At 61.6% G+C, this 22,511-nt stretch carries 19 protein-coding genes; 6 read left to right on the top strand and 13 right to left on the bottom strand.

Going from position 1 to position 22,511, the window contains the following annotated elements; translation table 11 throughout:
* Nucleotide 1: 1 nt before the first annotated feature.
* On the bottom strand, nt 2-814 hold the full coding sequence (minD, locus tag BLW22_RS20615; protein ID WP_074847394.1) for a septum site-determining protein MinD: 813 nt from the start codon (nt 812-814) through the stop codon (nt 2-4).
* Between the two features lie 200 nt (nt 815-1,014).
* Complete coding sequence (gene minC, locus BLW22_RS20610) at nt 1,015-1,752, bottom strand: septum site-determining protein MinC (RefSeq protein WP_027603909.1); 738 nt, start codon at nt 1,750-1,752, stop codon at nt 1,015-1,017.
* Between the two features lie 119 nt (nt 1,753-1,871).
* Here minC and BLW22_RS20605 point away from each other — a divergent pair, with 119 nt between their 5' ends.
* Nucleotides 1,872-2,807: a lipid A biosynthesis lauroyl acyltransferase gene (locus BLW22_RS20605; RefSeq protein WP_065927234.1), complete on the top strand. Its 936-nt coding sequence runs from the start codon at nt 1,872-1,874 to the stop codon at nt 2,805-2,807.
* A 31-nt stretch (nt 2,808-2,838) separates the two neighbouring features.
* Nucleotides 2,839-3,981, top strand: a complete 1,143-nt coding sequence (locus BLW22_RS20600) for a patatin-like phospholipase family protein (RefSeq protein WP_065927235.1) — start codon at nt 2,839-2,841, stop codon at nt 3,979-3,981.
* 109 nt (nt 3,982-4,090) lie between these two features.
* On the opposite strand, the gene BLW22_RS20595 is transcribed toward BLW22_RS20600, so the two are convergent.
* From BLW22_RS20595 to puuE, 7 genes are all read right to left on the bottom strand, one after another.
* Nucleotides 4,091-4,876, bottom strand: coding sequence for an outer membrane protein OmpK (locus BLW22_RS20595; RefSeq protein WP_065927236.1), 786 nt, complete (start codon nt 4,874-4,876; stop codon nt 4,091-4,093).
* 230 nt (nt 4,877-5,106) lie between these two features.
* Nucleotides 5,107-6,456: a nucleobase:cation symporter-2 family protein gene (locus BLW22_RS20590; RefSeq protein ID WP_065927237.1), complete on the bottom strand. Its 1,350-nt coding sequence runs from the start codon at nt 6,454-6,456 to the stop codon at nt 5,107-5,109.
* A 115-nt stretch (nt 6,457-6,571) separates the two neighbouring features.
* Entirely contained in the window at nt 6,572-7,861 is a 1,290-nt protein-coding gene (locus BLW22_RS20585) for a urate hydroxylase PuuD (RefSeq protein ID WP_074847393.1), read from the bottom strand.
* Between the two features lie 51 nt (nt 7,862-7,912).
* Entirely contained in the window at nt 7,913-8,416 is a 504-nt protein-coding gene (locus BLW22_RS20580; RefSeq protein WP_027603915.1) for an ureidoglycolate lyase, read from the bottom strand.
* A 152-nt stretch (nt 8,417-8,568) separates the two neighbouring features.
* A complete protein-coding gene (gene alc, locus BLW22_RS20575) occupies nt 8,569-9,564 on the bottom strand; it encodes an allantoicase (protein WP_065948614.1) in 996 nt (331 codons plus the stop codon).
* Between the two features lie 41 nt (nt 9,565-9,605).
* Nucleotides 9,606-10,121: a 2-oxo-4-hydroxy-4-carboxy-5-ureidoimidazoline decarboxylase gene (gene uraD / locus BLW22_RS20570; protein ID WP_074847392.1), complete on the bottom strand. Its 516-nt coding sequence runs from the start codon at nt 10,119-10,121 to the stop codon at nt 9,606-9,608.
* Nucleotides 10,118-11,044, bottom strand: coding sequence for an allantoinase PuuE (gene puuE / locus BLW22_RS20565; RefSeq protein WP_074847391.1), 927 nt, complete (start codon nt 11,042-11,044; stop codon nt 10,118-10,120). Before puuE ends, uraD begins: the two co-directional genes overlap by 4 nt.
* A gap of 379 nt (nt 11,045-11,423) precedes the next feature.
* On the opposite strand from puuE, the gene uraH reads away from it, so the two are divergent.
* Both uraH and BLW22_RS20550 read left to right on the top strand, forming a co-directional pair.
* Nucleotides 11,424-11,777 (top strand): hydroxyisourate hydrolase, encoded by a 354-nt coding sequence (gene uraH / locus BLW22_RS20555; protein ID WP_065927242.1) that lies wholly within the window; start codon nt 11,424-11,426, stop codon nt 11,775-11,777.
* A gap of 155 nt (nt 11,778-11,932) precedes the next feature.
* The gene (locus tag BLW22_RS20550) at nt 11,933-17,002 is read left to right on the top strand and encodes a dermonecrotic toxin domain-containing protein (protein ID WP_074847390.1); all 5,070 of its coding nucleotides are present in this window, start codon (nt 11,933-11,935) and stop codon (nt 17,000-17,002) included.
* A gap of 31 nt (nt 17,003-17,033) precedes the next feature.
* Here BLW22_RS20550 and BLW22_RS20545 read toward each other — a convergent pair whose 3' ends face one another.
* From BLW22_RS20545 to BLW22_RS20535, 3 genes are all read right to left on the bottom strand, one after another.
* Nucleotides 17,034-17,660, bottom strand: coding sequence for a LysE family translocator (locus BLW22_RS20545; RefSeq protein ID WP_065926605.1), 627 nt, complete (start codon nt 17,658-17,660; stop codon nt 17,034-17,036).
* A gap of 14 nt (nt 17,661-17,674) precedes the next feature.
* A complete protein-coding gene (locus BLW22_RS20540) occupies nt 17,675-19,021 on the bottom strand; it encodes an NCS2 family permease (protein ID WP_065926606.1) in 1,347 nt (448 codons plus the stop codon).
* A gap of 191 nt (nt 19,022-19,212) precedes the next feature.
* On the bottom strand, nt 19,213-19,647 hold the full coding sequence (locus tag BLW22_RS20535) for a MarR family winged helix-turn-helix transcriptional regulator (RefSeq protein WP_065926607.1): 435 nt from the start codon (nt 19,645-19,647) through the stop codon (nt 19,213-19,215).
* Between the two features lie 81 nt (nt 19,648-19,728).
* Between BLW22_RS20535 and BLW22_RS20530 the strand changes: the two genes are divergently transcribed.
* Nucleotides 19,729-20,895 (top strand): aminotransferase-like domain-containing protein, encoded by a 1,167-nt coding sequence (locus BLW22_RS20530; protein WP_065948610.1) that lies wholly within the window; start codon nt 19,729-19,731, stop codon nt 20,893-20,895.
* A gap of 10 nt (nt 20,896-20,905) precedes the next feature.
* Nucleotides 20,906-21,508 carry a glutathione S-transferase family protein gene (locus tag BLW22_RS20525; RefSeq protein WP_065926609.1) on the top strand — a complete coding sequence of 201 codons (603 nt, stop codon included), beginning with the start codon at nt 20,906-20,908 and terminating at the stop codon, nt 21,506-21,508.
* 60 nt (nt 21,509-21,568) lie between these two features.
* Here BLW22_RS20525 and BLW22_RS20520 read toward each other — a convergent pair whose 3' ends face one another.
* A complete protein-coding gene (locus tag BLW22_RS20520) occupies nt 21,569-22,465 on the bottom strand; it encodes a LysR family transcriptional regulator (RefSeq protein WP_065948609.1) in 897 nt (298 codons plus the stop codon).
* Nucleotides 22,466-22,511: the final 46 nt, after the last annotated feature.

Below are 22,511 nucleotides of genomic sequence, written 5' to 3'. Positions count from 1 at the left end.
TTTAGTTGCCTCCAAAGATACGCTCGAAGAATCCCTTCTTCTTAACATCGAGGAAGCGATGTTCCACGGTCTTGCCCAGCAAGCGATCAACCGCATCGCTGTACGCCTGGCCGGCGTCGCTCTGGTCGTCGAGAATCACCGGGACGCCCTGGTTGGACGCCTTCAGCACGGCCTGGGATTCCGGGATCACGCCCAGCAGGGTCACGGCGAGGATGTCCTTGACGTCTTCAACACCGAGCATTTCGCCGTTACTGACGCGCTCAGGGTTGTAGCGGGTGAGCAGCAGGTGTTCCTTGATCGGGTCCTGGCCTTCCTCGGCGCGCTTGGACTTGCTGGCCAACAGGCCCAGCATGCGGTCCGAGTCACGTACCGAAGACACTTCCGGGTTGGTCACCACGATGGCTTCATCGGCGAAGTACATCGCCAGGTGAGCACCGGTTTCGATACCGGCCGGGGAATCGCATACCACGAATTCGAAGGTTTCCTTCAGCTCGGCGAGAACCTTGCCTACGCCTTCCTTGGTCAGCGCATCTTTGTCGCGGGTCTGGCTGGCGGCCAGTACGTACAGGTTCTCAAGGCGCTTGTCCTTGATCAGGGCCTGTTGCAGGTCGGCTTCACCGTTGACCACGTTGACGAAGTCGTACACCACGCGGCGTTCGCAGCCCATGATCAGGTCGAGGTTACGCAAACCGACGTCGAAGTCGACGATGACTGTCTTGTGGCCGCGCAGAGCGAGGCCGGTACCGATAGCGGCGCTGGTGGTGGTCTTACCCACACCACCCTTGCCGGATGTAACCACGAGAATCTTGGCCAAGGTGTTTCACCCCTAAGGAAAAAGGACTTTTCAGCCCCTGAAAAACATCTCTTGGAACTCGCCGCAGGCGGACAGCCTTTGTAGGAAAAAGACGGGTTTTCGCAGGAAAAACGCCAACCTTCAAATGTTCCTACGCAAGTAATGCCAATTTCGCTGTGCTATCAGAGTCTAGAGATGCTTGGAAAATGCGGCAGTATCCGTTAAAGACGGATGATGTTCAACACATCGCCCGACAGGCTGACCTGCACCGCGGCTCCCCACAGTGGATCGCGGCGCAAATCTTCCGAAACCTTGTACTGGCCCGCGATGGACACCAGCTCAGCGGTCAATTGCTGGCAAAAAATGCGCGCCTTGGTATCACCCTTGATGCCGGCGAGGGCACGTCCGCGCATCGGGCCGTATACATGGATATTGCCATCGGCGAGAAGTTCCGCGCCGGGACTGACCGAAGAGATCACCACCAGGTCGCCGCCCTGGGCGTAAATCTGCTGTCCGCCGCGTACGGGCGTGGTGATTATCTTTGTAGGCTTGATCGTCGGTTCCGCTGGTTTTTCCGGTTTTTTCTGCACTTCGCCGACCAAAGGTTCCAGTGGACGCTCACGCGCGCCGGAGGGTGGCAGTACTGGCAGTTCAATGGCGATGGCTGCGGCAATGTCTTCGATGCGGCTGGCACGAATCGCCAGGGTTCGCAGGCCATGGGAGCGGCACACGCGCATCAGGCCGGGCAGGTCGATGCTGCCCTGGCCGGCCGGCAGTTTGTCCAGGGCCAGTACCAGCGGGGCGTTGTTGAAGAAGTTCGGCGCCAGGGCAACCTTGGCGGCGAGCTGGCGGTCCAGGGCGTCGAGGTCGTTGCGGGCCAGTTCCAGCACGGTGATGGCGAGCATGCTGCCTTTCAGCTGGAACACGGGATCTTGGTCTAGCGGTTCGGTTTGGCTCATGGTCGGCAAAAAGCGGCTTGTCACGAAAAGTGTCGAGACTTATAACGAGAACACTCACTGGCCGCAAGCCGAGTCGAACCGTTGTAGAATGCGCGGCCCTGTCTTTCCCGGAATCTGTAATGGATCGCCCGCGTTTTCGAGCTGTATTTTTTCACCCGCGCTTTTGGCTGTTATGGCTGGGACTCGGCCTGCTCTGGCTGGTGACCCAACTGCCGTACCGTGCGCTGCTGACCATTGGTCGCCTGCTGGGTGCAGGCATGTACCGTGTGGCCGGCGAACGTCGCCGCATCGCCGCACGCAACCTGGAACTGTGCTTCCCGGAAAAAACCGCCGCAGAGCGCAAGAAGCTGCTCAAGGAAAACTTTGCCTCCACCGGCATTGCCTTCTTTGAAATGGCCATGAGCTGGTGGTGGTCGCGCCAGCGCCTGGCGCGCCTGGCCCATGTCGAAGGCCTGGAACACCTCAAGCAGGCCCAACTGGATGGCAAGGGCGTGATCCTCATGGCCCTGCACTTCACCACCCTGGAAATCGGTGCGGCCCTGCTGGGGCAGAAGCACACCATCGACGGCATGTACCGCGAGCACGGCAACCCGCTGTTCGACTATATCCAGCGACGTGGCCGCGAGCGGCATAACCTCGACTCCCTGGCGGTCGAGCGCGAAGACGTGCGCGGCATGCTCAAGCTGCTGCGTGCCGGTCGCGCCATCTGGTATGCACCGGACCAGGACTACGGCGCCAAGCAAAGTCTCTTCGTGCCGCTGTTCGGCATCCAGGCCGCCACCGTGCCTGCCACCAGCAAGTTCGCCAAGCTGGGCAAGGCGCTGGTGGTGCCGTTCACCCAGGAGCGCCTGGCGGATGGCAGCGGTTACCGCCTGGTCATCCACCCGCCGTTGACCGACTTCCCCGGCGAAAGCGATGAAGTCGACTGCCTGCGCATCAACCAGTGGGTCGAAGCCTCGGTGCGTGAATGTCCCGAGCAATACCTGTGGACCCATCGCCGCTTCAAGAGCCGGCCACCGGGCGAACCCAAGCTGTACGAAAAACGTCGTCGCTAAGACCGACTTTCCCCCCACGTGGAGTGATGCAATGCGCGCAGCTGAACCGGTTACAGGCTTGATTCTTTCCGGCGGCGGGGCGCGAGCGGCGTATCAGGTGGGGGTATTGGCGGCGATTGCCGAGCTGTTGCCGCCGGGGGCGCCCAATCCGTTTCCGGTGATCGTCGGCACGTCGGCCGGTGCGATCAATGCGGTGAGCCTGGCCAGCGGTGCGATGGACTTCACGGCGGCCATCCAGCGCCTGACCGCGTTCTGGCAGGGGTTTCGCAGCCACCTGGTATTGCGCAGCGATTGGCCGGGGGTGGTGCGCCAGGCGAGTCGCTTCTTTACCCACAGCTTGCTGGGCCTGGGCCGGCAGTTACCGGTGGCGCTGCTCAACAGCTCGCCGCTGCGGGACTTGTTGCAGGACAAACTGCATTTGGCAGGTATCGACGAGGCCATCCGCCAACAGCACCTGCATGCGGTCGCCGTCACGGCCTTCGGCTATGAATCCGGGCAGGCGGTGACCTTCTATCAGGGCGGCGGCACCATCGACGCCTGGTTGCGCCATCGGCGTATCGGTGTGCCGACGCAACTCACGGTTGAACACCTGCTGGCCAGTTCGGCGATCCCCTTGCTGTTTGCCCCGGTGAAGCTCGACCAGGAATACTTCGGCGACGGCGCGGTGCGCCAGTCGGCGCCCATCAGCCCGGCGCTGCACCTGGGGGCGACCCGGGTGCTGGTGGTGGGTGTCAGCGGTAATCCGCGGGGCAATGAACCGATGGCGCAACGCACCTATACCGGCCAGGAGCCGACGTTGGCCCAGATCGGCGGGCATATGCTCAACAGCACATTCATCGACAGCCTGGAAAGCGATATCGAACTGCTGGAGCGTCTGAACCAGTTCAGCCATCACCAGCCAGCCGACAGTGCGGCCCGTGGCCTGGCGCCGGTGGAAGTACTGGTGATTGCGCCAAGCCAGCCGATCGACGAAATCGCCGCAAGGCATCGGCAGGAATTGCCGGCGGCATTGCGTCTGTTCCTGCGTGGGCCGGGGGCGACCAAGACGAGCGGGGCAGGGGTGCTGAGTTACTTGCTGTTCGAGGCGGGGTATTGCAGCGAGTTGATTGAGTTGGGCAGGAAGGATGCGCTGGCCAAGCGTGAAGAGATCATGCGGTTCCTGGGCTTGGCATGAACCCTTGTAGGAGCGAGCTTGCTCGCGAAGAACCCATAGGCACCGCTTTTGTTCTGAATAAACGCGGTGATCTCTGGTTTTTCGCGAGCAAGCTCGCTCCTACAGGGGGTCAGAAGTGGTACTTGACCAGGAAGCTCGCCGTGTCCTGGGTCGTCTTGAACGCGCCGGAATCCTCGATCCCGTACTTGTTCTTCCAGTAGTCGTATTCAAAGCCCACGTACAACTGCTTGTCGCCCCAATGCAGTGCCTTGCCCAAGTCGTATTTGACCTGCGGGTTGAAGTGCAGGTTGGCGTGGTAAGTGCCACGGGCGTTCTTGTCGTTGTCCACCACCCAATCCATAAAGCCGTCGATCAGGATGTCGGAGTTGCCCACCGGCAGGGTGTACGACCATACCGGGGTGATCTGCCATACACCGTCGCCTGGGCGATTGCCTTCGGTCTGGCGCTGGTAGAAGTTCAGCTGGAAGTAGTCGAAGCCCGGGATGTTCAGGTCGAAGCCAGGGCCGAGCAGGTACGACTCGTTGTCGCCTTCGCCGAACTCATACGTGAAGGCCAGCAACACATCCTTGATCGGGCCGAAGGACAGGTCCTGGTCGAAAATCTTACCGAACGACAGTCGCGGGCTGATCTCACCGTAGTACGTGCTTGGGCCGACGTTGCCGTCTTCCTTGCCGTTGTAAAAGATGCGGTCGACGAAGACGAAGTTGTCGCCGTACTTCCAGGCATCGGCATGTTCGAACGTGACGGTTTGCTGGATCTGTGGGTTGACGGTAAAGCTCTTGCCCCACAGATACGTCAGGCTGTTGTTCTGCCACTGCAACAAGTCACCGGCCACGGCCTGGCCGCCGGCCAGCAGGGATCCCGCCAGCATCAGGCCTTTGAACAGAGGTTTCATTCGGTTGCTCCCGAGTTAAAGTTTTATGGTTTTTCTTCTACACAAGCGCTCTGGTGCGGCGCCTTTGGTGGTTACAAAAGTGGTCTGAATGGTCAGCTTTATTGCTACAGCAAGACCCGCGCCAAGGCGGCAAAAAACCGTCGATTCAAGCGGGCGCGGAGAATACTGGCTCCCACGTCAGGGCTCAAGTGCGCCGTTACAGCGCGCACAGGGCGACAATGGGGCATGTGTCAGGTGTGGGCGGGGTCGACTACGGGGCGTTCGGCCCCGCCGAGAATGTTGAACAGGATATTCAGCGACAGTGCGCTGAGGGTCGCCATGGCGATGCCGCTGTGGGTGATCGGGCTCATCCACACGGGCAACTGTGCGAAGAACTCCGGGCGCACCACGGGGATCAGGCCCATGCCGATGCTCACCGCCACCAGCAACTGGTTGCGACGGTCGGCGATATCGGCCTCCTGGAGGATCTTGATGCCGGTGGCCGCCACCATGCCGAACATGGCGATCGCCGCCCCGCCGAGCACCGCCGGGGGAATCGACGCCACCAGGTACGCGGCCTTGGGCAACAGGCTGAGCACAATCAGGAAGGCACCGGCCATCATTGTCACCGAACGGCAACGCACGCCGGTCATCTGCACCAGGCCGATGTTCTGCGCGAAGGAGGAGTGAGTGAAGGTGTTGAAGAAACCGGCAAAGAACGACGCACCGGCATCACACAGCAAGCCACGGCGCAGCATTTTCGGTGTGACGTCCTGGCCGGTTATCTTGCCCAGCGCGAGAAACATTCCGGTGGATTCGACAAAGATGATCACCACCACCAGGCACATCGACAGGATCGGCGCCAGCTCGAACCTGGGCATGCCGAAGTGCAGCGGCGTCACCACTTGCACCCACGGCGCCCGGGCCAGGCCGCTGAGGTCGACCATGCCGATGGCCCCGCACAAGGCGTAACCCAGGCCCATGCCGATCAGCACCGAGATATTCACCCAGAAGCCGCGCATGAAACGGTTGATCAGCAGGATGGTGGTCAGTACCAGGGCGGCAATTGCCAGGTAAATCGGTGAGCCGAAGGTGGCGGCTGCGCTGCCGCCGCCGGCCCAGTTCACGGCCACGGGGAATAGCGACAGGCCGATGGCGGTGATCACGGTGCCGGTCACCAGCGGCGGAAAAAAGCGCACGATCCTGGACATGAACGGTGCGATCAGCATGCCGAAGAACCCGGCGGCGATGGTGGCGCCGAAGATTCCCTGCAGGCCGATACCGGGCATGCCGGCCATGGCGACCATGCTGCCGACAGCGGCGAAACTGGCGCCCATCATCACCGGCATACGGATGCCCACCGGGCCGATGCCGAATGACTGCACCAGGGTGGCGATGCCGGCTACCAGCAGGTCGGCGTTGATCAGAAAGGCGATTTCTTCACGGCTCAGGCCGGCGGCCTGGCCAATGATCAGGGGGACGGCGACGGCGCCGCCGTACATCAGCAAGACGTGTTGCAGGCCTACCAGAATCAGTTGCAAGAGGGGCAGCCGCACCATGGCGGGCGCGGCAGGAATCTGCGGTTCGACTAACTCGGTCATGCAACACCTCGGATCTTTTTTATTTTTGTGTTGTGTGGAACGCAATCTTCAAAACACTGCAGGTCCAAATGTGGGAGGGGGCAAGCCCCTCCCACATTGGAACTATGTGAATCTGTTAGTTGGTACGCGCCCCCTGATTGATCCATGTGCCAATCAAATCCCGCTCCTGCTGGGTCATCTGGGTGATGTTGCCCAACGGCATGATCTGGCTCGCCACCGCCTGCGCCTGGATGCGCGCCGCCTGTTGCTGGATCTGCGCCGGGGTATCGAACATCACCCCGGCCGGTGCGGTGCTGAACAGCGGGCTGGTGGGTTTGGCCGAATGGCACACGGCGCAACGCTCCTGTATCACCCCGTGGACCTTGTCGAAATCAACCGTCGCCTGGGCAGGCGCAGGTGCAGCCGCGGGTTCGGTCGCCGCAGGCGCGGCGGGTTTCAAGCCACCGCCCAATGCGGTTTCCGGCAACGGTTGGTACTCGATGGCCGCAGGTGCCTTGGCGACTTCCGCCACCGGCTTGGGCCCGGTCACATACGCCAGGCAAATCATCGCCAGTGCGCCCACCGGCAGGGTCCACGCATACTTCTGGCTGTTATGCCGCGTGTTGAAGTAGTGCCGCACCAACACCGCCGCCACCGCGATCCCCGCCAGGATCAGCCAGTTGTATTGGCTGCCGTAGGTGCTCGGGAAGTGGTTGCTGATCATGATGAACAGCACCGGCAGGGTGAAGTAGTTGTTGTGCCGTGAGCGCAGCAGACCCTTGGCCGGCAGGGCCGGATCGGGCGTGCGGTGCTCGGCGATCGCCGCCACCAGCGCGCGCTGCGCCGGCATGATGATGCGGAACACGTTACCGACCATGATGGTGCCGATCACCGCGCCCACGTGCAGATACGCACCCCGGCCGCTGAACACTTTGCTGAAGCCGTACGCGGCGGCAATCAACAGCACGAACAGGATCAAGCCGAGCAGGGCAGGGCGTTTGCCCAGGGCCGAGTCGCAGAGGAAGGAGTAGATGAACCAGCCGGCGAACAGTGAGCCGATGCCCAGCAAGACGCCTTCGCTGCCACTGAGGCTGCTGCCGGGGGCGAGCAGGTACAGCGTCGGGTTGAGGTAGAACACCACGCACAGCAGCGCGACGCCTGACATCCAGGTGAAATAGGCTTCCCATTTGAACCAGTGCAGGTTGTCCGGCATGGTCGGCGGGGCCAGTTTGTATTTTTCCAGGTGGTAGATACCGCCACCGTGGATCGCCCACAAGTCACCGGACAGGCCGTCCTTGGGGTTGACGCGGTTGAGGTTGTTTTCCAGCCAGACGAAGTAGAACGAAGCGCCGATCCAGGCGACGCCAGTGATCATATGAACCCAGCGCACGCTGAGGTTCAGCCATTCCAACAGATGTGCTTCCACAGTCTTTACCTCTCGCCTGTCACCCTTGTTGTCGGGTGATCCGGCCTTCTCTTATTGGTGGGGGGCGAGGATCAACCGCTCATCCTCTTTGAAAAAATGCTCATCGCAGTTATTGCCTGTGCCACTGCGATCAACCACCAGGAAGTCATCCCGCTTTTCGATCGTCAGCACCGGGTGGTGCCAGACGCCGCGATGGTAATTGATGCCCTGCCTGCCGTTGGTGACGAAGGCGCGGACCAAGCCTGATACAGGTGCATCGCCAAGTGGCGCGACCACGATCAGAAAGGGGTTGCCGAGCAGCGGAATGAAGGCCTGGCTGCCCAGCGGGTGTCTCTCCAGCATGCACACGGTCAGCGGCATATCCAGCGCGTCGGCGCGGAAGATGCTGATGATCGCGTTGTCTTCAGGCTGTGCGGTTTCTACCGTTGCCAGCTTGTGAAAGCGCATGGTCGACCCGTTGTTGATCATGAAGTGATCGCTGCCGTCGGTTTCGATAACGTCTCCGAAAGGGGCGAAGGCTTCTTTGGTCAGGGGTTCGATCATCAGTGTGCGCATGGCTGTCTTCTTTTCCGAATACTGTGTTGTTTGATCTGCTTGTTTTTGTAGTGAGCGGGCTTGCCCCGCGCTGGGCTGCGTAGCAGCCCCAAAAGACAGGGCCGCTTCGCGCCCCAGCGCGGGGCAAGCCCGCTCACCACAGGGTTCACCGCTTACTTGGCTACTTTGCCCAAAACCCGCAGGCGGCTCACACCGCCATCCGGGAACACGTTCAGGCGGATGTGGGTGATCGGGCCCAGTGCCTTGATCTGCTCGGCGAAGGTGTGTTCGGCGTGCATTTCCAGTTTCTGCGCCGGCAGCAGCTCGCGCCAGAACAGCGACTGGGTTTCGATCTGGCTGTCGGTGCCGCCCTTCACGAAGGCGCCCTGGATCGAGCAGGTGTCCGGGTAGTTGCCCTTGAAGTGCAGGGTGTCGACGATGATTTTCTCGATTTCGCCGGGGTGGCCCAGGGCGACGATCACCCAGTCATTGCCTGGCGTGCGACGGCGGGCGGTTTCCCAGCCATCGCCCATGTTGACGCCACGGCCTGGGTTGAGGATGTTGCTCATGCGGCCGAAGTGCTCGTCGGAACACGCCAGTGCGCGACCGCCGTTCAAGGCTGCGGCGAGGTCGATCTGTTCGTTGTCGCCCACTGCCGACCAGTCGCGGAACGGCACGCCGTACACACGCAGACGGGCCACGCCGCCATCCGGGTAGATGTTGAAACGCAGGTGGCTGAACGCCTGGTCGTTGCTGATCTCGTGGTAGTGGTGGCTGTTGCCTTGCAACTCGACGGCCGACAGGACTTCTACCCACTGGGTGTTGTCGTCAGGCTCGCCCGAGGCCAGGAAGCAGGCTTCCAGGGACGCCGACGGCGGGTAGTTGCCGGTGAAGAATGAGGTGTCGATGTCCACGCCCTTGATCGAACCCGGTACGCCCAGGCGGATCACGGCGCTGTCGTAGCCTTCGAAGCGCTTGCGGCGTGACTCCCAGCCGTCCATCCACTTGCCGTTGTCATCGAAAACGCCCTCCTTCCACACGGCCGGGGTCGGCTGGAACAGGCGGTTGGCGTCGGCGAACCAGTCATCCGTCACGGAGATGATCTTGGTGCCCAGGCGGGCGTCGGCCAGGTTGACGAACTTCTCGAAAGGTACGGGTTGCGCTTTCATTCTTCTTGTCTGCCTTAAATAGAGTGGCTGGGGATGGTGGTTTAGAGGGTCAGTAAACGGAACAACGCGATCTTGTTGATCTCGTCCAACGCGCACTTGAACTCGGCATCCACCGAGTTGTGAATGCGCGTTTCGAACGCGGCGAGAATCTGGTGCCGGTTGCTGCCTTTTACCGCCATGATGAAGGGAAACTTGAACTTGGCCTTGTAGGCATCGTTCAGCTCGGTGAAGCGTGAGAACTCTTCGGCCGTGCATTGGTGAATCCCCGCGCCAGCTTGCTCATCGGTGCTGGCTTGGGTGAGTTGGCCCTGGACGGCCGCTTTGCCGGCCAGGTCCGGGTGAGCGTTGATCAGGACCAGTTGGCTTTGATGATCAGCACTCAACAGGATGTCGCTCATGCGCTGGTGCAGGGTTTCGATCTGGTCGATCGAGGCGTCCTGGCCCAGGTCGAAGGCCTTTTCGGCCACCCATGGCGAGTGTTCGTAGATGTCGGCGAAGGCGTGGACGAAAGCGTCACGGCTCAAGGTCGAGGGTTTCAGCGTCTGGAAGGTGCTCATTTGGCCGCTCCCGGGAACGGGTGGGTGGCGTGCCAGTGGCGGGCAATGTCGACGCGGCGGGTGAACCAGACCTGTTCGTGACCCTTGGCGTATTCGATAAAGCGCTTCAGCGCGGCCAGGCGCGCCGGACGGCCGATCAGGCGGCAGTGCAGGCCGATGGACAACATTTTCGGTGCCTCGCTGCCTTCGGCATACAGCACGTCGAAAGCGTCCTTGAGGTACTCGAAAAAGTCATCGCCCTTGTTGAAGCCCTGCACCTGGGTGAAGCGCATATCGTTGGTGTCCAGGGTGTAGGGGATCACCAGGTGCGGCTTGCCGGTGGGGGTGTTGGGTTCCCAGTAGGGCAGGTCGTCGTCGTAGGTGTCGCAGTCGTAGAGGAAGCCGCCTTCCTCCATCACCAGCCGTCGCGTGTTGGGGCCGGTGCGCCCGGTGTACCAGCCCAACGGACGCTCGCCGGTCAGTTCGGTGAGGATGCGGATGGCTTCGAGCATATGCTCGCGCTCCTGGGCCTCGTCCATGTATTGGTAGTCGATCCAGCGGTAGCCGTGGCTGCAGATCTCGTGGCCGGCGTCGACCATGGCGCGGATCACATCCGGGTGGCGCTGGGCAGCCATGGCCACGGCGAAGATGGTCAGCGGAATGTCGAATGCCTTGAACAGCTTGAGGATGCGCCACACGCCGGCACGGCTGCCGTATTCGTACAGCGACTCCATGCTCATGTTGCGCTCGCCCTGCAGCGGCTGGGCCGAGACCATTTCTGAAAGGAAGGCTTCGGACTCTTTGTCACCGTGCAGGATGTTGCGCTCGCCGCCTTCTTCGTAGTTGAGTACGAACGACAAGGCGATGCGTGCCTTGCCCGGCCAGTGGGGGTGAGGAGGGTTACTGCCGTAACCGATCAGGTCGCGTGGGTAGTCAGCGCTCACTGCAGTCTTCCTTCTTGTTCGTGGTAGCAAGTGTGTGGCGGCCAGCGGAAAGACTGGGTGGCGTCACAGCGATGGGCTGATTGTATACAACTTAATGGTCACTTTGTAAGCCTGTATTTCCGCATTTTTTCCGTGGAGTTGCCGCCGTTCAGCGCTGCAAGAAACTTGCCCGATTGGTCAGTAAACGGACAAAAGGTCTTTTAAAAGCAAGGCTTGCTGGGAAATTCCGTTGAGGATCGAGACGTCGCAGCGTGTGCGAAACTTTGTGATTTTTATTGTGTACAATTTTTATTAAAAGTGTCTTAATCGGCCCATCAGCGGCTTTTTGATGCCCCGTAAAGGTGCAGCCTATTTCACTTCATGCAAGGGAGCCCGCCCCATGGGACGACTGACGACACACGTACTCGACGCAGCCCACGGCTGCCCCGGCAGCGCCATCCAGGTTGAGCTGTACCGCGTCGACGGCGCGCAGCTGGAACTGGTCGCCACTGCGCTGACCAACAGCGATGGCCGCTGCGACGCGCCGTTACTGCAAGGTGATGACTACCGCAGCGGTGTCTACCAATTGCAATTCAGCGCCGGCGATTACTACCGCGCCCGCGGTGTGCAATTGCCGGAGCCGGCCTTCCTGGATGTGGTGGTATTGCGCTTCGGCATCAGCGCCGAACAGGATCACTACCATGTGCCCCTGCTGATTTCGCCCTACAGCTACTCCACCTATCGCGGTAGCTGAGTCGTCACCTCGCTTCACACCCCCAAAGCTCTTCGTTGGTTTCGCCCGCGCACACTGCGGGCTTTTTTTTGCCTGCCGGTTTTGCGCTCAACTATGTAGCGCCGCAGTGGTCCGTCCGTTGCCTAGCCTTTTCCTTCCATATACAGGGAGGCGATATGAGCACGGTAACGGACAATCAGTTGGACCCCATCAGAGCCGGGTTGACCCGGCGTATCAACGCAACGGCGCAACCGAGCCGGGTCATCAATGAACTGCACAATGCGGGCCTGCGCTGCGAGGTCACGGCCAAGGGCCTTGGGCAGTTGCTCGACCGTGCGCCACGGATTGGCTCGATCATTCGCCAGGCCTTGCGCGACGCATTCGGTGTCGACCCCGACACCCAGTTGCTCAAGGTGCCCCTGGCGCTTGAGGGCATGCCCCACACGCGGGACTTGGTTGAGGCCAGCCTTGGGCTACTGGCGGCGCGGCAGCAGACGCCCCCGGCCCCCGTCCCGGATGATCGGGCCGGGCAGGCGCTGAGCCAAGCCTTAGGGCCGGACTGGCCCGGTCGCTTCGACACCGTAATGGCCCGCTACTGGGACGGCCTGGCCGCAGACTCATGGCGATCAAGGCGAGCCCGCTGGCATGAGTTGTATCAGGCCTTTCTTGCGAGCCAGGCCGTACTCGCCCATGGCGTGTTCGAGTTGTCGGATCATGGCCTGGACATGGTGCAAAGCCTGCTCGACGCGCCGACGGCAGAAGCGCGCCAACGGGCGGGCGGCGACTGGGCGAGCTTGAACGTATCGTCGCTGTACTGGCCACTGAAAGGCGCGACGCCCGTGGCCTTGAGCGGCGGGTTGCACCTGTACCGTGCGGGCCAGCGTCATCAGCGCCAAGTGATTTTTCTACCGGGGTTGGCCCAGGGATTTCACGAATTCGGCTCCTTGGTCCAATTGCAGGAGGCGTTGCCGGCATTGGTCAGTCGCTACCTGGACGGCTGGTGGCAGCGTTTGCCGCTGCGTCAACGACACGCGGTGCCGGACCTGTTCGTTGCTGAATTTCCCGGGTTCAGCCTGCAGCCGGCAGACCCCATTGAAGACGATGCACTGCAACAGGCCGCCGACGCTTTACTCGCCACCCAATGGCAAAACGAATGGGACACCGTGGCGCAGGTCAACCTGGCCTTGTTGTTTCCCCGGGACGCCATCCGCGGTACCCACGGCAGCCTCGTCGAGCGCTTACGCACGGTTGAGCGGCAGCGGCGGCAGTTGATCCCGCTGCGTCCGTCCTTGCATCGAGCGCTGGAGACTTTGCTGGGCTGGGACGCACACCGATGTCGTGATCACATCCACTTTGCCAGCCTGGCCCGCGAGCTGCCCAAGGGTGCCTGTGAACAGACGGTGGCGCGTTATGAGCAAGGCTTGTTGGCGCTGCTGGACCCTGCCGATGCCAGCCAAGAGACCCCAGCCTGGGCGCAGATGCAGGTGCTGCATCAGCAATGGCAAACCCATCAATCCCAGGCATTGGCGATGCTGGAGGCGCATGAAGCAAGCCTTGGCGACCTGGATTTCTGGAGTCGAAAAGTCGCGGGGCAACCGCCCAGGGGCGTCCTGTTATTGCGGGCCCGGCGCGGCGCGCTCGAGAGCGAGGCACGGTTGCAGTGCCACCTTAAATTGATCAGCGAGGGCCAGCAGCAACAGGTCGCGCAGGGCATGGTCAAGCCCGGCGCCACGTGGGTAACGGGGGTTGTGATTGAACACCAGCGCCTGCTGGGCGCGCTGGTTATCTGCACGGCTGAGGCCGTCCAGCAACCGGTGATGTTGTATGTGCCTGGACGGCAGGGAGGGCTTCAGGCGTTTGCATCGCTGGCAAGGTTGTCCGAAGCACTCAGCGCCAGCTTCAAGGCGATCGACCGTTCGCCGCTGTGGGATTGTCTGCATCGCACCCAGCGCAGTGCCGTCCTGGCCAAGGTCCGAGCGTTGAAGGTCGACGAGCCGGTGAGCGTCGAGTATCCGCAGATCGACGGCGACGGCTTGCTGCTGGCGATCAAAGAGCAGATTAAGGGCTTCAATCAGCTCGACCATCTGTTGGCAGCCGGCGAGCCCGTGTTCAGCGAAGTCAGTGATCCGTCGTTCGCCAGGCTGGCGCTGGCGGATGAGGCGGTCAACAGTCTGCAGGTGCCACCTTGCGAGGCGTTTGAACAGGCCCTCGCCAGCGTGCAACTACTGCGGCTTGCCGCTGCCGAGCGCAAGCGGCTTCCAGCCTGGCTGGAGACCGCGCAGGCTTGGCCGCGCAAGCGTTATCGGCGCCTACAGGCGTCATCCCTGCGCAGTTGGCAGGCGCTGGAGTCAGGCGTATTCGAGCGTTTGCCGGCACTGACGGTGTTTGCCCGCGACGCGTTGATCAAGCGGCTGCAAGATGACGGTTTTTACCCTGGGTTGGATATTGACCAGCCGCTGTTGGACATGCCCGATGATGTCAGCGCCCATTGGGTGGGGCATCCAGAGCGGGCGGTGGGGGAGTCCGGCGCGAAAATCGTGGTCAGCCAGGAGCGGCAGACCTACAGCCTGTTGCAATTGGCGTTGCATAACCTTGATGCGAAAGCGCCCTGGGCACGTTGGCGGCTGCAGAAGGCCCATTATCTGCAGCCAGCCTGGAAGGATCGCCTCAGCCCCGACTACTTGCTGGCCACGCTATCGAGGCTGGACCTCGCACAGCGCTATGCCCAACAGATTCGCCAGGCGTTTTATGGCGACCCCCACAGCGACGATCCACAGACCCTGCGACCAGCATTGCTGCGTGCGTTCAAGCAGGCGGCGCAGTGGCATCTGTTCAGCGCCGCCAACAGTGGCCTGAGCGCGCCCGGCCAGCGTTTGTTCGCGCTGGCATTGGCGGCGCAGAGCCGTGCCGATCTTGAGCGTGACGGCCACAGCGTGCAGTTGTGCACGGTCAGGCTGGAGGCGCTGACACTGCCGGCGCCACGGCATATCGCCGGCGTGGTGGTGATCATTGACGAGGTGGATGATCGCTGCGTGCTCTATTGGCCTGACAGCCCTGAACAACCGAGCATTACCGAATACAGCGGCCTGGCAGAGGCCCGCACGGCGTTGATCGGGCTGGCCTCGACGCCGGGCGCAAAGGCTGCGCTGGCCCAAGGGGTTGCCCCGGGGTGGGAGGCTGATGGCCTCGCGGGGTACCCGAACGACCTGCGTGTTGAGGTCGGTTGGATGGAAGGGCTGCTCCGTTATGCCCTGGGTTCCGACGTGTTTCATCTGGCGCGCTGGTTTAACCGCAGTCGAGTGTTTCCGGCCAAAGACTTGAGTGCGATTGAGGCGGAAATTGACGAGCAGCGCACTCATTCCCCAGACAATTGGTTAGGCATCACTCCCACCGAGGGCAATCACCTGCTTGAGCTACTCGCCCACTCCCGCGTATTGACGGCGCAACGCCAGGCTTATAGCCAGTGCAACTCCGATGACGAATTGAAGGTGTACCGCGCGTGGCGTCTCGGCGAGCAGGCCGATACACGGTGGCGAGGGCTGTTGTCATTCGTGCCGGTGCTGGGGTTGGGGATCAAGCTGTATGAAGTGTTATTGGCTGCGCGGCGGCTTCATCAGCAGCATTCACCTGAAGGAATTTTCGAGTTGGTGACCAGCGTGCATATGTTCGTGCTCGAAGTGGCCATGACGTTGCTCCCCGTGCGGGGTTCCCGAGCCGGCGCCAAGCCGCAGGCGCCCAATATGAGCCGGGTCTTGCAAAGGCTGCATCGTCAGCAGCACTTGGCGGCCGGCGGCAGTTTTTTCATGCGTACCTCATTGCCCGCCAAACGGTTCAAGGGCTTGGAAGGCTACCGCAGTCCGAGCGCAGCAGGCGATGGCATCGCGCTAGGCGGGCGCAACAAAGGCAGCTACCTCAAGGATGGCGAACAATTTGTGGTGGACGGCAGGGACCACTATCCCGTTTATCGTCGGCCGGGTGAGTCTGCTTTGCGTCTGAAAAACCGACAACGCCCAGGAGAAAATGAATGGCTGCTGCAGATCGACGAACCTCGACAGTGGCTGCTGGGCGCCGATGCTCCCGAACCGCAGCCGGGGCCCAGTACGGCGTTGTTCCGGCCCTGGGAGGGGCCTGCACCCGGCACGTTCTGGGCTGTTCGCTCACGCCCGACGGCGGAGCGCGTACGCAGCCAGCCGGTGTTGACCGAGAGCTATTGGCAGGCCTGGGGGCACGAGGTGCCCGGAGTCTCGCCGCAGGTGTTGTCGGCGTCCAAACGCTTGTACCGGGTGTATGGCGAGGCGCCTTTCGATGCCGTGAAGCTGGGGGAGAACTACTTCGAGATAGTGCCCGGTGGCCTGCACGCGCCCCATGATGTGATCTTTGTAAAAAGCCCCAGGGCCCTGGCCCATAACGCAATGGATGACCTTGACCGCTGGTTGGGCGTCAGTCTGGGTGAACAGCCCATTCCCTTCGTCTATGGCGCAGACGGCCGCTGGACGCCTCATCAACCCCTGTTCAATCGCCCCTTGGCGGAGTCGGTCGGGGCTGTTTTTCCAGGCCTGACCCAGGGGAGTCGGCGTTTCGCCGTGCAGCGTCTGGTGGAAGTGGCCGACAGCAGCCGCTCGATGACAGCGACGCGGTTGTTGAACCTGCGCACCACGCTCGACGATTGGCTGCCCGCCGTGCCGCGAGCGGCGGGGTACACCGATGACTTGCTGAAAATGCTCCGGCCGATCGAGTTAGAGGGCAAGTTCAGTGTGAATATCAGCGTAGATGGCTTAGGGCCTGGGTTTGAGCGAGTGGACTTCCTGGTGCCTTTTAGGCTGGAGCCGCGTCTGCTGGACAAGCGCACAGCGCCGGCCTCAAGCAAGATCATCGTTGCTCAGAATGCAGTCAGGCAGGTGTTGGAGCGTCAGGGGTTTCACCTGGAAACGGTGCCCAAGGGCAATCGCGGCGACTTGAACAACTTTATCGTCACGCACCCTAAATCCAACAACGTATATTTCATCCTTACGCGTTGGACGGATTCGAGCAGCATTCCGTTGTCGTCCAATAGGATCTTGCAGTTATCTGACGTGTGGTTCGACCGCAAGCTCGCCAGCCGGGGCAGCCAACGCAGTGTGCAATACGAAACCGTCAAGAAGGCCATCAAAGAACGTCGCCTGGTCCGGCTGGTGGGGGGCATTCAGCAGGACACGCGCGGGTCGACGTTCACGGTGTTTTTCAGCCGCGTGGCCGGGTTGGACTGACCCCGACGCACCCGCGCTGGGGCTGGCAGGCTCAGCGGCTCAATAGCGAGGCCGCGCCCGCACCACTGAACAGCCCGGCGCTGATGCGGTTGAACCAGCTCTGGCCTTTGCCGCTGCGCAGGTAGCGCGCGGCACCGTGGGCACCCAGGCCGTAGGCCAGCTTGCACAACAGGTCGAGCACGGTCCAGGTGGCGATCATTATCAGCAACTGCGGCAGGAACGGCTGCTGGCTGCTGAGGAACTGCGGCAGGAACGCGGCAAAAAACAGGATGTCCTTGGGGTTGCTGGCGCCCAGCACGAAGGCGCGGCCGAACAGCGCGCGAAAACGCGGCACCGGCGCCGCCTCCGGGACGGTCGCGCCGTGGGACGGCTGGCGCGATTGCTGCCAGCTCTGCCAGGCGAGGTAGAACAAATAGAGCGCGCCGACGATCTTCAACGCGCTGAAGAGTTGTTCCGAAGCGAGCAGCAATGCGCCCAGACCCAGGGCCGACGCGCTCAACAGGCAGATCGAGGCAATCACCCCGCCGAGAAATGCCGGGTACGAGCGGCGCAGGCCGTAGTTCAGGCTGTTGCTGATCATCAGCAACGACAGCGGCCCCGGGATCAGGATCACCACCAGCGCAGCGCCGCTGAACAGCAGCCAGGTTTCCAGACTCATTGCATGCTCCTTTTCTATAGAAAGACGAACTTGGCGATAAAGATCGCGCACAACACCCACAGGCTTACGGAAATCTCGCGGTACTTACCGGTGCCGGCCTTGAGCGCCACATAAGTGATAAAGCCCAGGGCGATACCGTCGGCGACCGAGAAGGTCAACGGCATCATGATCGCGGTGACAATCGCCGGGATGCTGTCGGTGGCCTCATCCCAGTTGATATGGGCCATGCTCGCCATCATCAGCATCGCCACATAGATCAGCGCGCCGGCGGTGGCATACGCCGGGATCATGCCCGCCAACGGTGCGAAGAACATGGCCGCCACAAACAACACGCCGACCGTCACCGCCGTCAACCCGGTACGGCCGCCTGCGGCCACACCGGCAGCGCTTTCCACATAACTGGTTACCGGCGGCACGCCCACCATGGCACCGAACACACTCGAAGCGCTGTCGGCCTTCAGGGCGCGGGACAGGTTATCGATCTTGCCGTCGGCGTTGACCAGCCCGGCGCGTTGCGCAACGCCCATCAGTGTACCCGCAGTGTCAAACATGTGCACAAACAGGAAAGCAAATACCACGCTGATCATGCTGACATTGAATACACCTTTTATGTCCATGGCCATCCAGGTCGGCGCCAGGCTCGGTGGCGTGGAGAGAATGCCGTTGTAGTGCACCAGGTCGAGGGACCAGCCGGCCAGGGTCACGGCGATGATGCTGATGAGGATCGCGCCGAACACCCGGTGGTAGCTGAGGATGGCGATCAGCAGGAAACACACCGCCGCCAGCAGTGGCGCTGGCTCGTGCAGTGAACCGAGCTTGATCAGCGTGGCCGGGCTGTCGACGATGATGCCGGCGGTTTTCAGGCCGATCACCCCGAGGAACAGTCCGACGCCGGCGCCCATGGCGTGGCGCAGGCTCACCGGAATGCTGTTGAGCAGCCATTCGCGCACCCTCGAAAGGGTCAGGCCCATGAACAGCACGCCGGAAATAAACACCGCACCCAGCGCGGTTTCCCAGTGGTAGCCCATGGTGCCGACCACGGTGTAGGTGAAAAACGCATTCAGGCCCATGCCCGGCGCCAGGCCCACCGGCCAGTTGGCGTACAGCCCCATCAACAGGCACCCCAGCGCGGCGGCGATGCAGGTGGCGACAAACGCCGCGCCGTGATCGATACCGGCGTCGGCCATGATGTTGGGGTTGACGAAGATGATGTAGGCCATGGTGATGAAGGTGGTGAGCCCGGCGATCAGCTCGGTCTTCACTGTGGTGCCATGTAGGCGCAGTTTGAACAGGCGTTCGAGCCAGCCGTTCTGTGAGGGGGCAAGGTCCAGCGGCGAGGCTTCGGATTTGCGGCTATCCACAGCGAGTACTCCTCAAGCATTTTATTGTTATGTCCAGCGCGGGGCGCTGTGAGGTACTGGCGGGTTTTGTTGACCAATAGGTCAGGAACTCGCACGAAGCGAATTATGCTTTTGTATACAAAGAAAGCAAATAATGTTTTCTATTTTCTGCGTGAAAAGGATGAAAGGCAAAGCCAGGGCGCCACCGAGGATCAAGGCTGGCCTGCAAGTGCCTGGTTGACTGCGAGCCAACCGTTTACCGCTTCTTCGCCCGCTTCGGCGAAGGCGCGCTGCAACAACTTCACCTGTTCACGGCGCAGCGATTGCTCGAAACGCTGGCCTTCTTCGGTCAATTCCAACAGGCGTTTGCGCTTGTCGGTCTCGGACGCAACGCTGTCCACCAGGTGCATCTCCTGCAATTGGCGCAAGGGCATGTTCAGCGCCTGCTTGCTCACACCGAGCAATTCCAGCAGTTCCTTGACGCTCAACGCCGGGTAGCGTGCGATAAAAAACACGATGCGCTGATGCACCCGGCTCAGCCCACGGCGCTCAAGCATTTCATCGGCCTTGGCAGTGAACGCCTGGTAACCGAAGAAGAACGCTTCCATGGCTTGTTGCTGGCTGCTTTGGTTTTTAAGGTCAAGCATATTGACGTATCCACTCAAGCTGTCGTAATTTCGGTCAACCAGTTTGACGTATTTCCAACAGGCTTCGCTAGCGGTGACCTTATGGCCTTCTCTGAACGTGTTACTCGCCTCAAAAGCTCCTTGATCCGTGAAATCCTCGCGGCCGCCCAGCGCCCGGAAGTGATGTCGTTTGCCGGTGGCCTGCCGGCCGAAGCCATGCTGCCGGCGCTGGACTGGGATGATATGCCGCTGAACATCGGCCAATACGGCATGAGCGAAGGCGAGCCGCAGTTGCGTGAACTGCTCGCCGCCGAGGCACGTGCGTTGGGTGTGCCGTGCCAGGCCAGCCAGGTGCTGGTGGTCAGCGGTTCCCAGCAAACCCTGGACCTGGCGGCCAAGCTGTATATCGACAAAGGCACCAGGATCCTGCTGGAGGGGCCGACCTACCTGGCCGCCCTACAGATCTTCCAGCTGTTCGGCGCCGACTGCCTTACCGTGCAACTGGAAGCCGATGGTCCCGACCTGACCAGCCTGCGCGCCAACCTCGAGCGCCATCGCCCAGCATTCGTCTACCTGATCCCGACGTTCCAGAACCCTTCGGCCGTGCGTTACAGCGAAGCCAAGCGCGAGGCCGTCGCCGCCTTGCTCGATGAGTTCGGCGTGACCCTGATCGAAGACGAACCCTATCGCGAGCTGACCTTCGACGGCGGCAGTGCGCAGCCCATCGTCGGCCGCTTGAAAAAAGCCAGCTGGATCTACACCGGCACGGTCTCCAAGACCCTGCTGCCCGGCCTGCGCGTGGGTTACCTGATCGCCAGCCCGGACCTGTTCCCGCACCTGCTCAAGCTCAAGCAATCGGCGGACCTGCACACCAATCGCGTCGGCCAGTGGCAGGCCATGCAGTGGATCGGCACGCAGAAATACCAGCAGCACCTGGTGGAACTGCGCGGTTTCTACCGTGAGCGCCGCGACGCATTCCAGGCTGCGCTGGCGCGTCACTTCGCCGATCTGGCCGACTGGCAAGTGCCCCAGGGCGGATTATTCTTCTGGCTGACCTTGAAACAGCCGCTCGATACCCGCACCTTGTTGGCACCTGCGCTCGATCAGGACGTCGCGTTCATGCCCGGTGAACCGTTCTTTTCCGAGCCGGACCAGCATTTAGGCTCACTGCGACTCAATTTCAGCCATATCGACCCGGCCCGCCTGGACGAAGGGCTCAAACGCCTGGCCGCGGTGGTCCGTCAAGCACAGCACGCGCAAGCGGCATAAGGGGAGCCCCATGTACAAGGTTTATGGCGATTACAAGTCGGGCAACTGCTACAAGGTCAAATTGATGCTCAACCTGCTGGGCATCCCGTATCAATGGGTGGATATCGACATCCTCAACGGCGATACCGAGACCCCTGAATTCCTGGCCAAGAACCCCAACGGCAAGATCCCGGTGCTGGAACTGGAAGACGGCACCTGCCTGTGGGAGTCCAACGCGATCCTCAACTTCCTTGCCGATGGCAGCGAATTCCTGCCCACCGAACCGCGCCTGCGCACACAAGTGCTGCAATGGCAGTTCTTCGAGCAGTACAGCCACGAGCCTTACATTGCGGTGGCGCGGTTTATCCAGTTCTACCTGAACATGCCGGAAGATCGCCTGGAGGAATACAAGACCACCCACAAGCGCGGTTACAAGGCCCTGAAGGTCATGGAGCGTCAGCTGCAAACCACGCCATACCTGGTGGGCGAGCAGTATTCGATTGCCGATATTGCGCTGTATGCCTACACCCATGTGGCCCATGAAGGTGGGTTTGACCTGACGCCTTACCCGGCCGTGCAGGCCTGGTTGAAGCGCGTGGCCAGCCATCCCAGGCATGTGGGCATGCTCGACTGATCACCGCGGTGAAAAAATGTGGGAGGGCGGTGCGACGATTCGACTTGCCCCCTCCCACATTCAGCTCGATGCCGTGCCAGATAATTCATCGTTCAGCAGGTCGAAACAGCGCTGTGCCGCCGGGCTCAATCCCATCCCGCTACGACTGATCAAGCCGATCTCGCGGTTCACCCCGGGATGATCGATGTGGATGCGCTTCAACCCCTCCAGACTGTCCGCCGCCGACTCCGGCAGTACGCTGATCCCCAGGCCCTGACGCACCAGCGCCAGCACCGTCGACATGTAGTTGGCCTCCATCCCGGCGTTCATCGTCAGCCGCGTCTCATCGAACAGCGCATCCACTTGCTCGCGTACGCTGCTGTCGCGGCCGGTGAGGATGATCGGCTGGTCCGCCAGTTGCTCCAGGGTCAATTGGCGATGGTGGGCGAGGGTGTGATCCAGGGGGACGAACGCACACAATCGATCATTCAGCACCGGCACGAACTCCAGGCCATGGCTTAGCCGCGCCCGTACGCCAATACCGAAATCCACTTCGCCTGCGCGGACCTGGGCATGAATGCGATGGGCCACCAGGTCCTGCAGGCGCACTTCGATCCCGGCAAAACGCTCGCGAAACAGGCGCAAGGCCGGGGGCAGGACGCCGGCGCAGACCGACGGCAGGGCCGCGAGGGTGACCACACCACGGCGCAAGGCCGCGAGGTCGCGGGAGCCGGTGACGATGTTGTCCAGGTCCAGCAGCAGTTTTTCCATCGGCCCGCGCGCGTCCTGGCCGGCAGCGGTGATGCTCACATGCCGGGGGCTGCGGTCGAGCAGGGCGACGCCGAGCCAGTCTTCCAGTTGTTGCACCTGCACGGTGAGTGCCGAAGGCGAAAGATGCAGCTCATGGGCGGCCTTGATAAAGCTGCCGGTGCGGGCCACCGCAAGGAACGCCTGAATGTGCTGGATCGAATTTTTCATTGTTGTTGTTCTCGAGCGTTTTGTTTTTACGAACATGACTGGCTGA

The organism is Pseudomonas marginalis, assembly GCF_900105325.1.
Taxonomy (GTDB): domain Bacteria; phylum Pseudomonadota; class Gammaproteobacteria; order Pseudomonadales; family Pseudomonadaceae; genus Aquipseudomonas; species Aquipseudomonas marginalis.
Note: the sequence above shows the minus strand (reverse complement) of the source record. Positions and strands in the feature narration are given on the sequence as shown.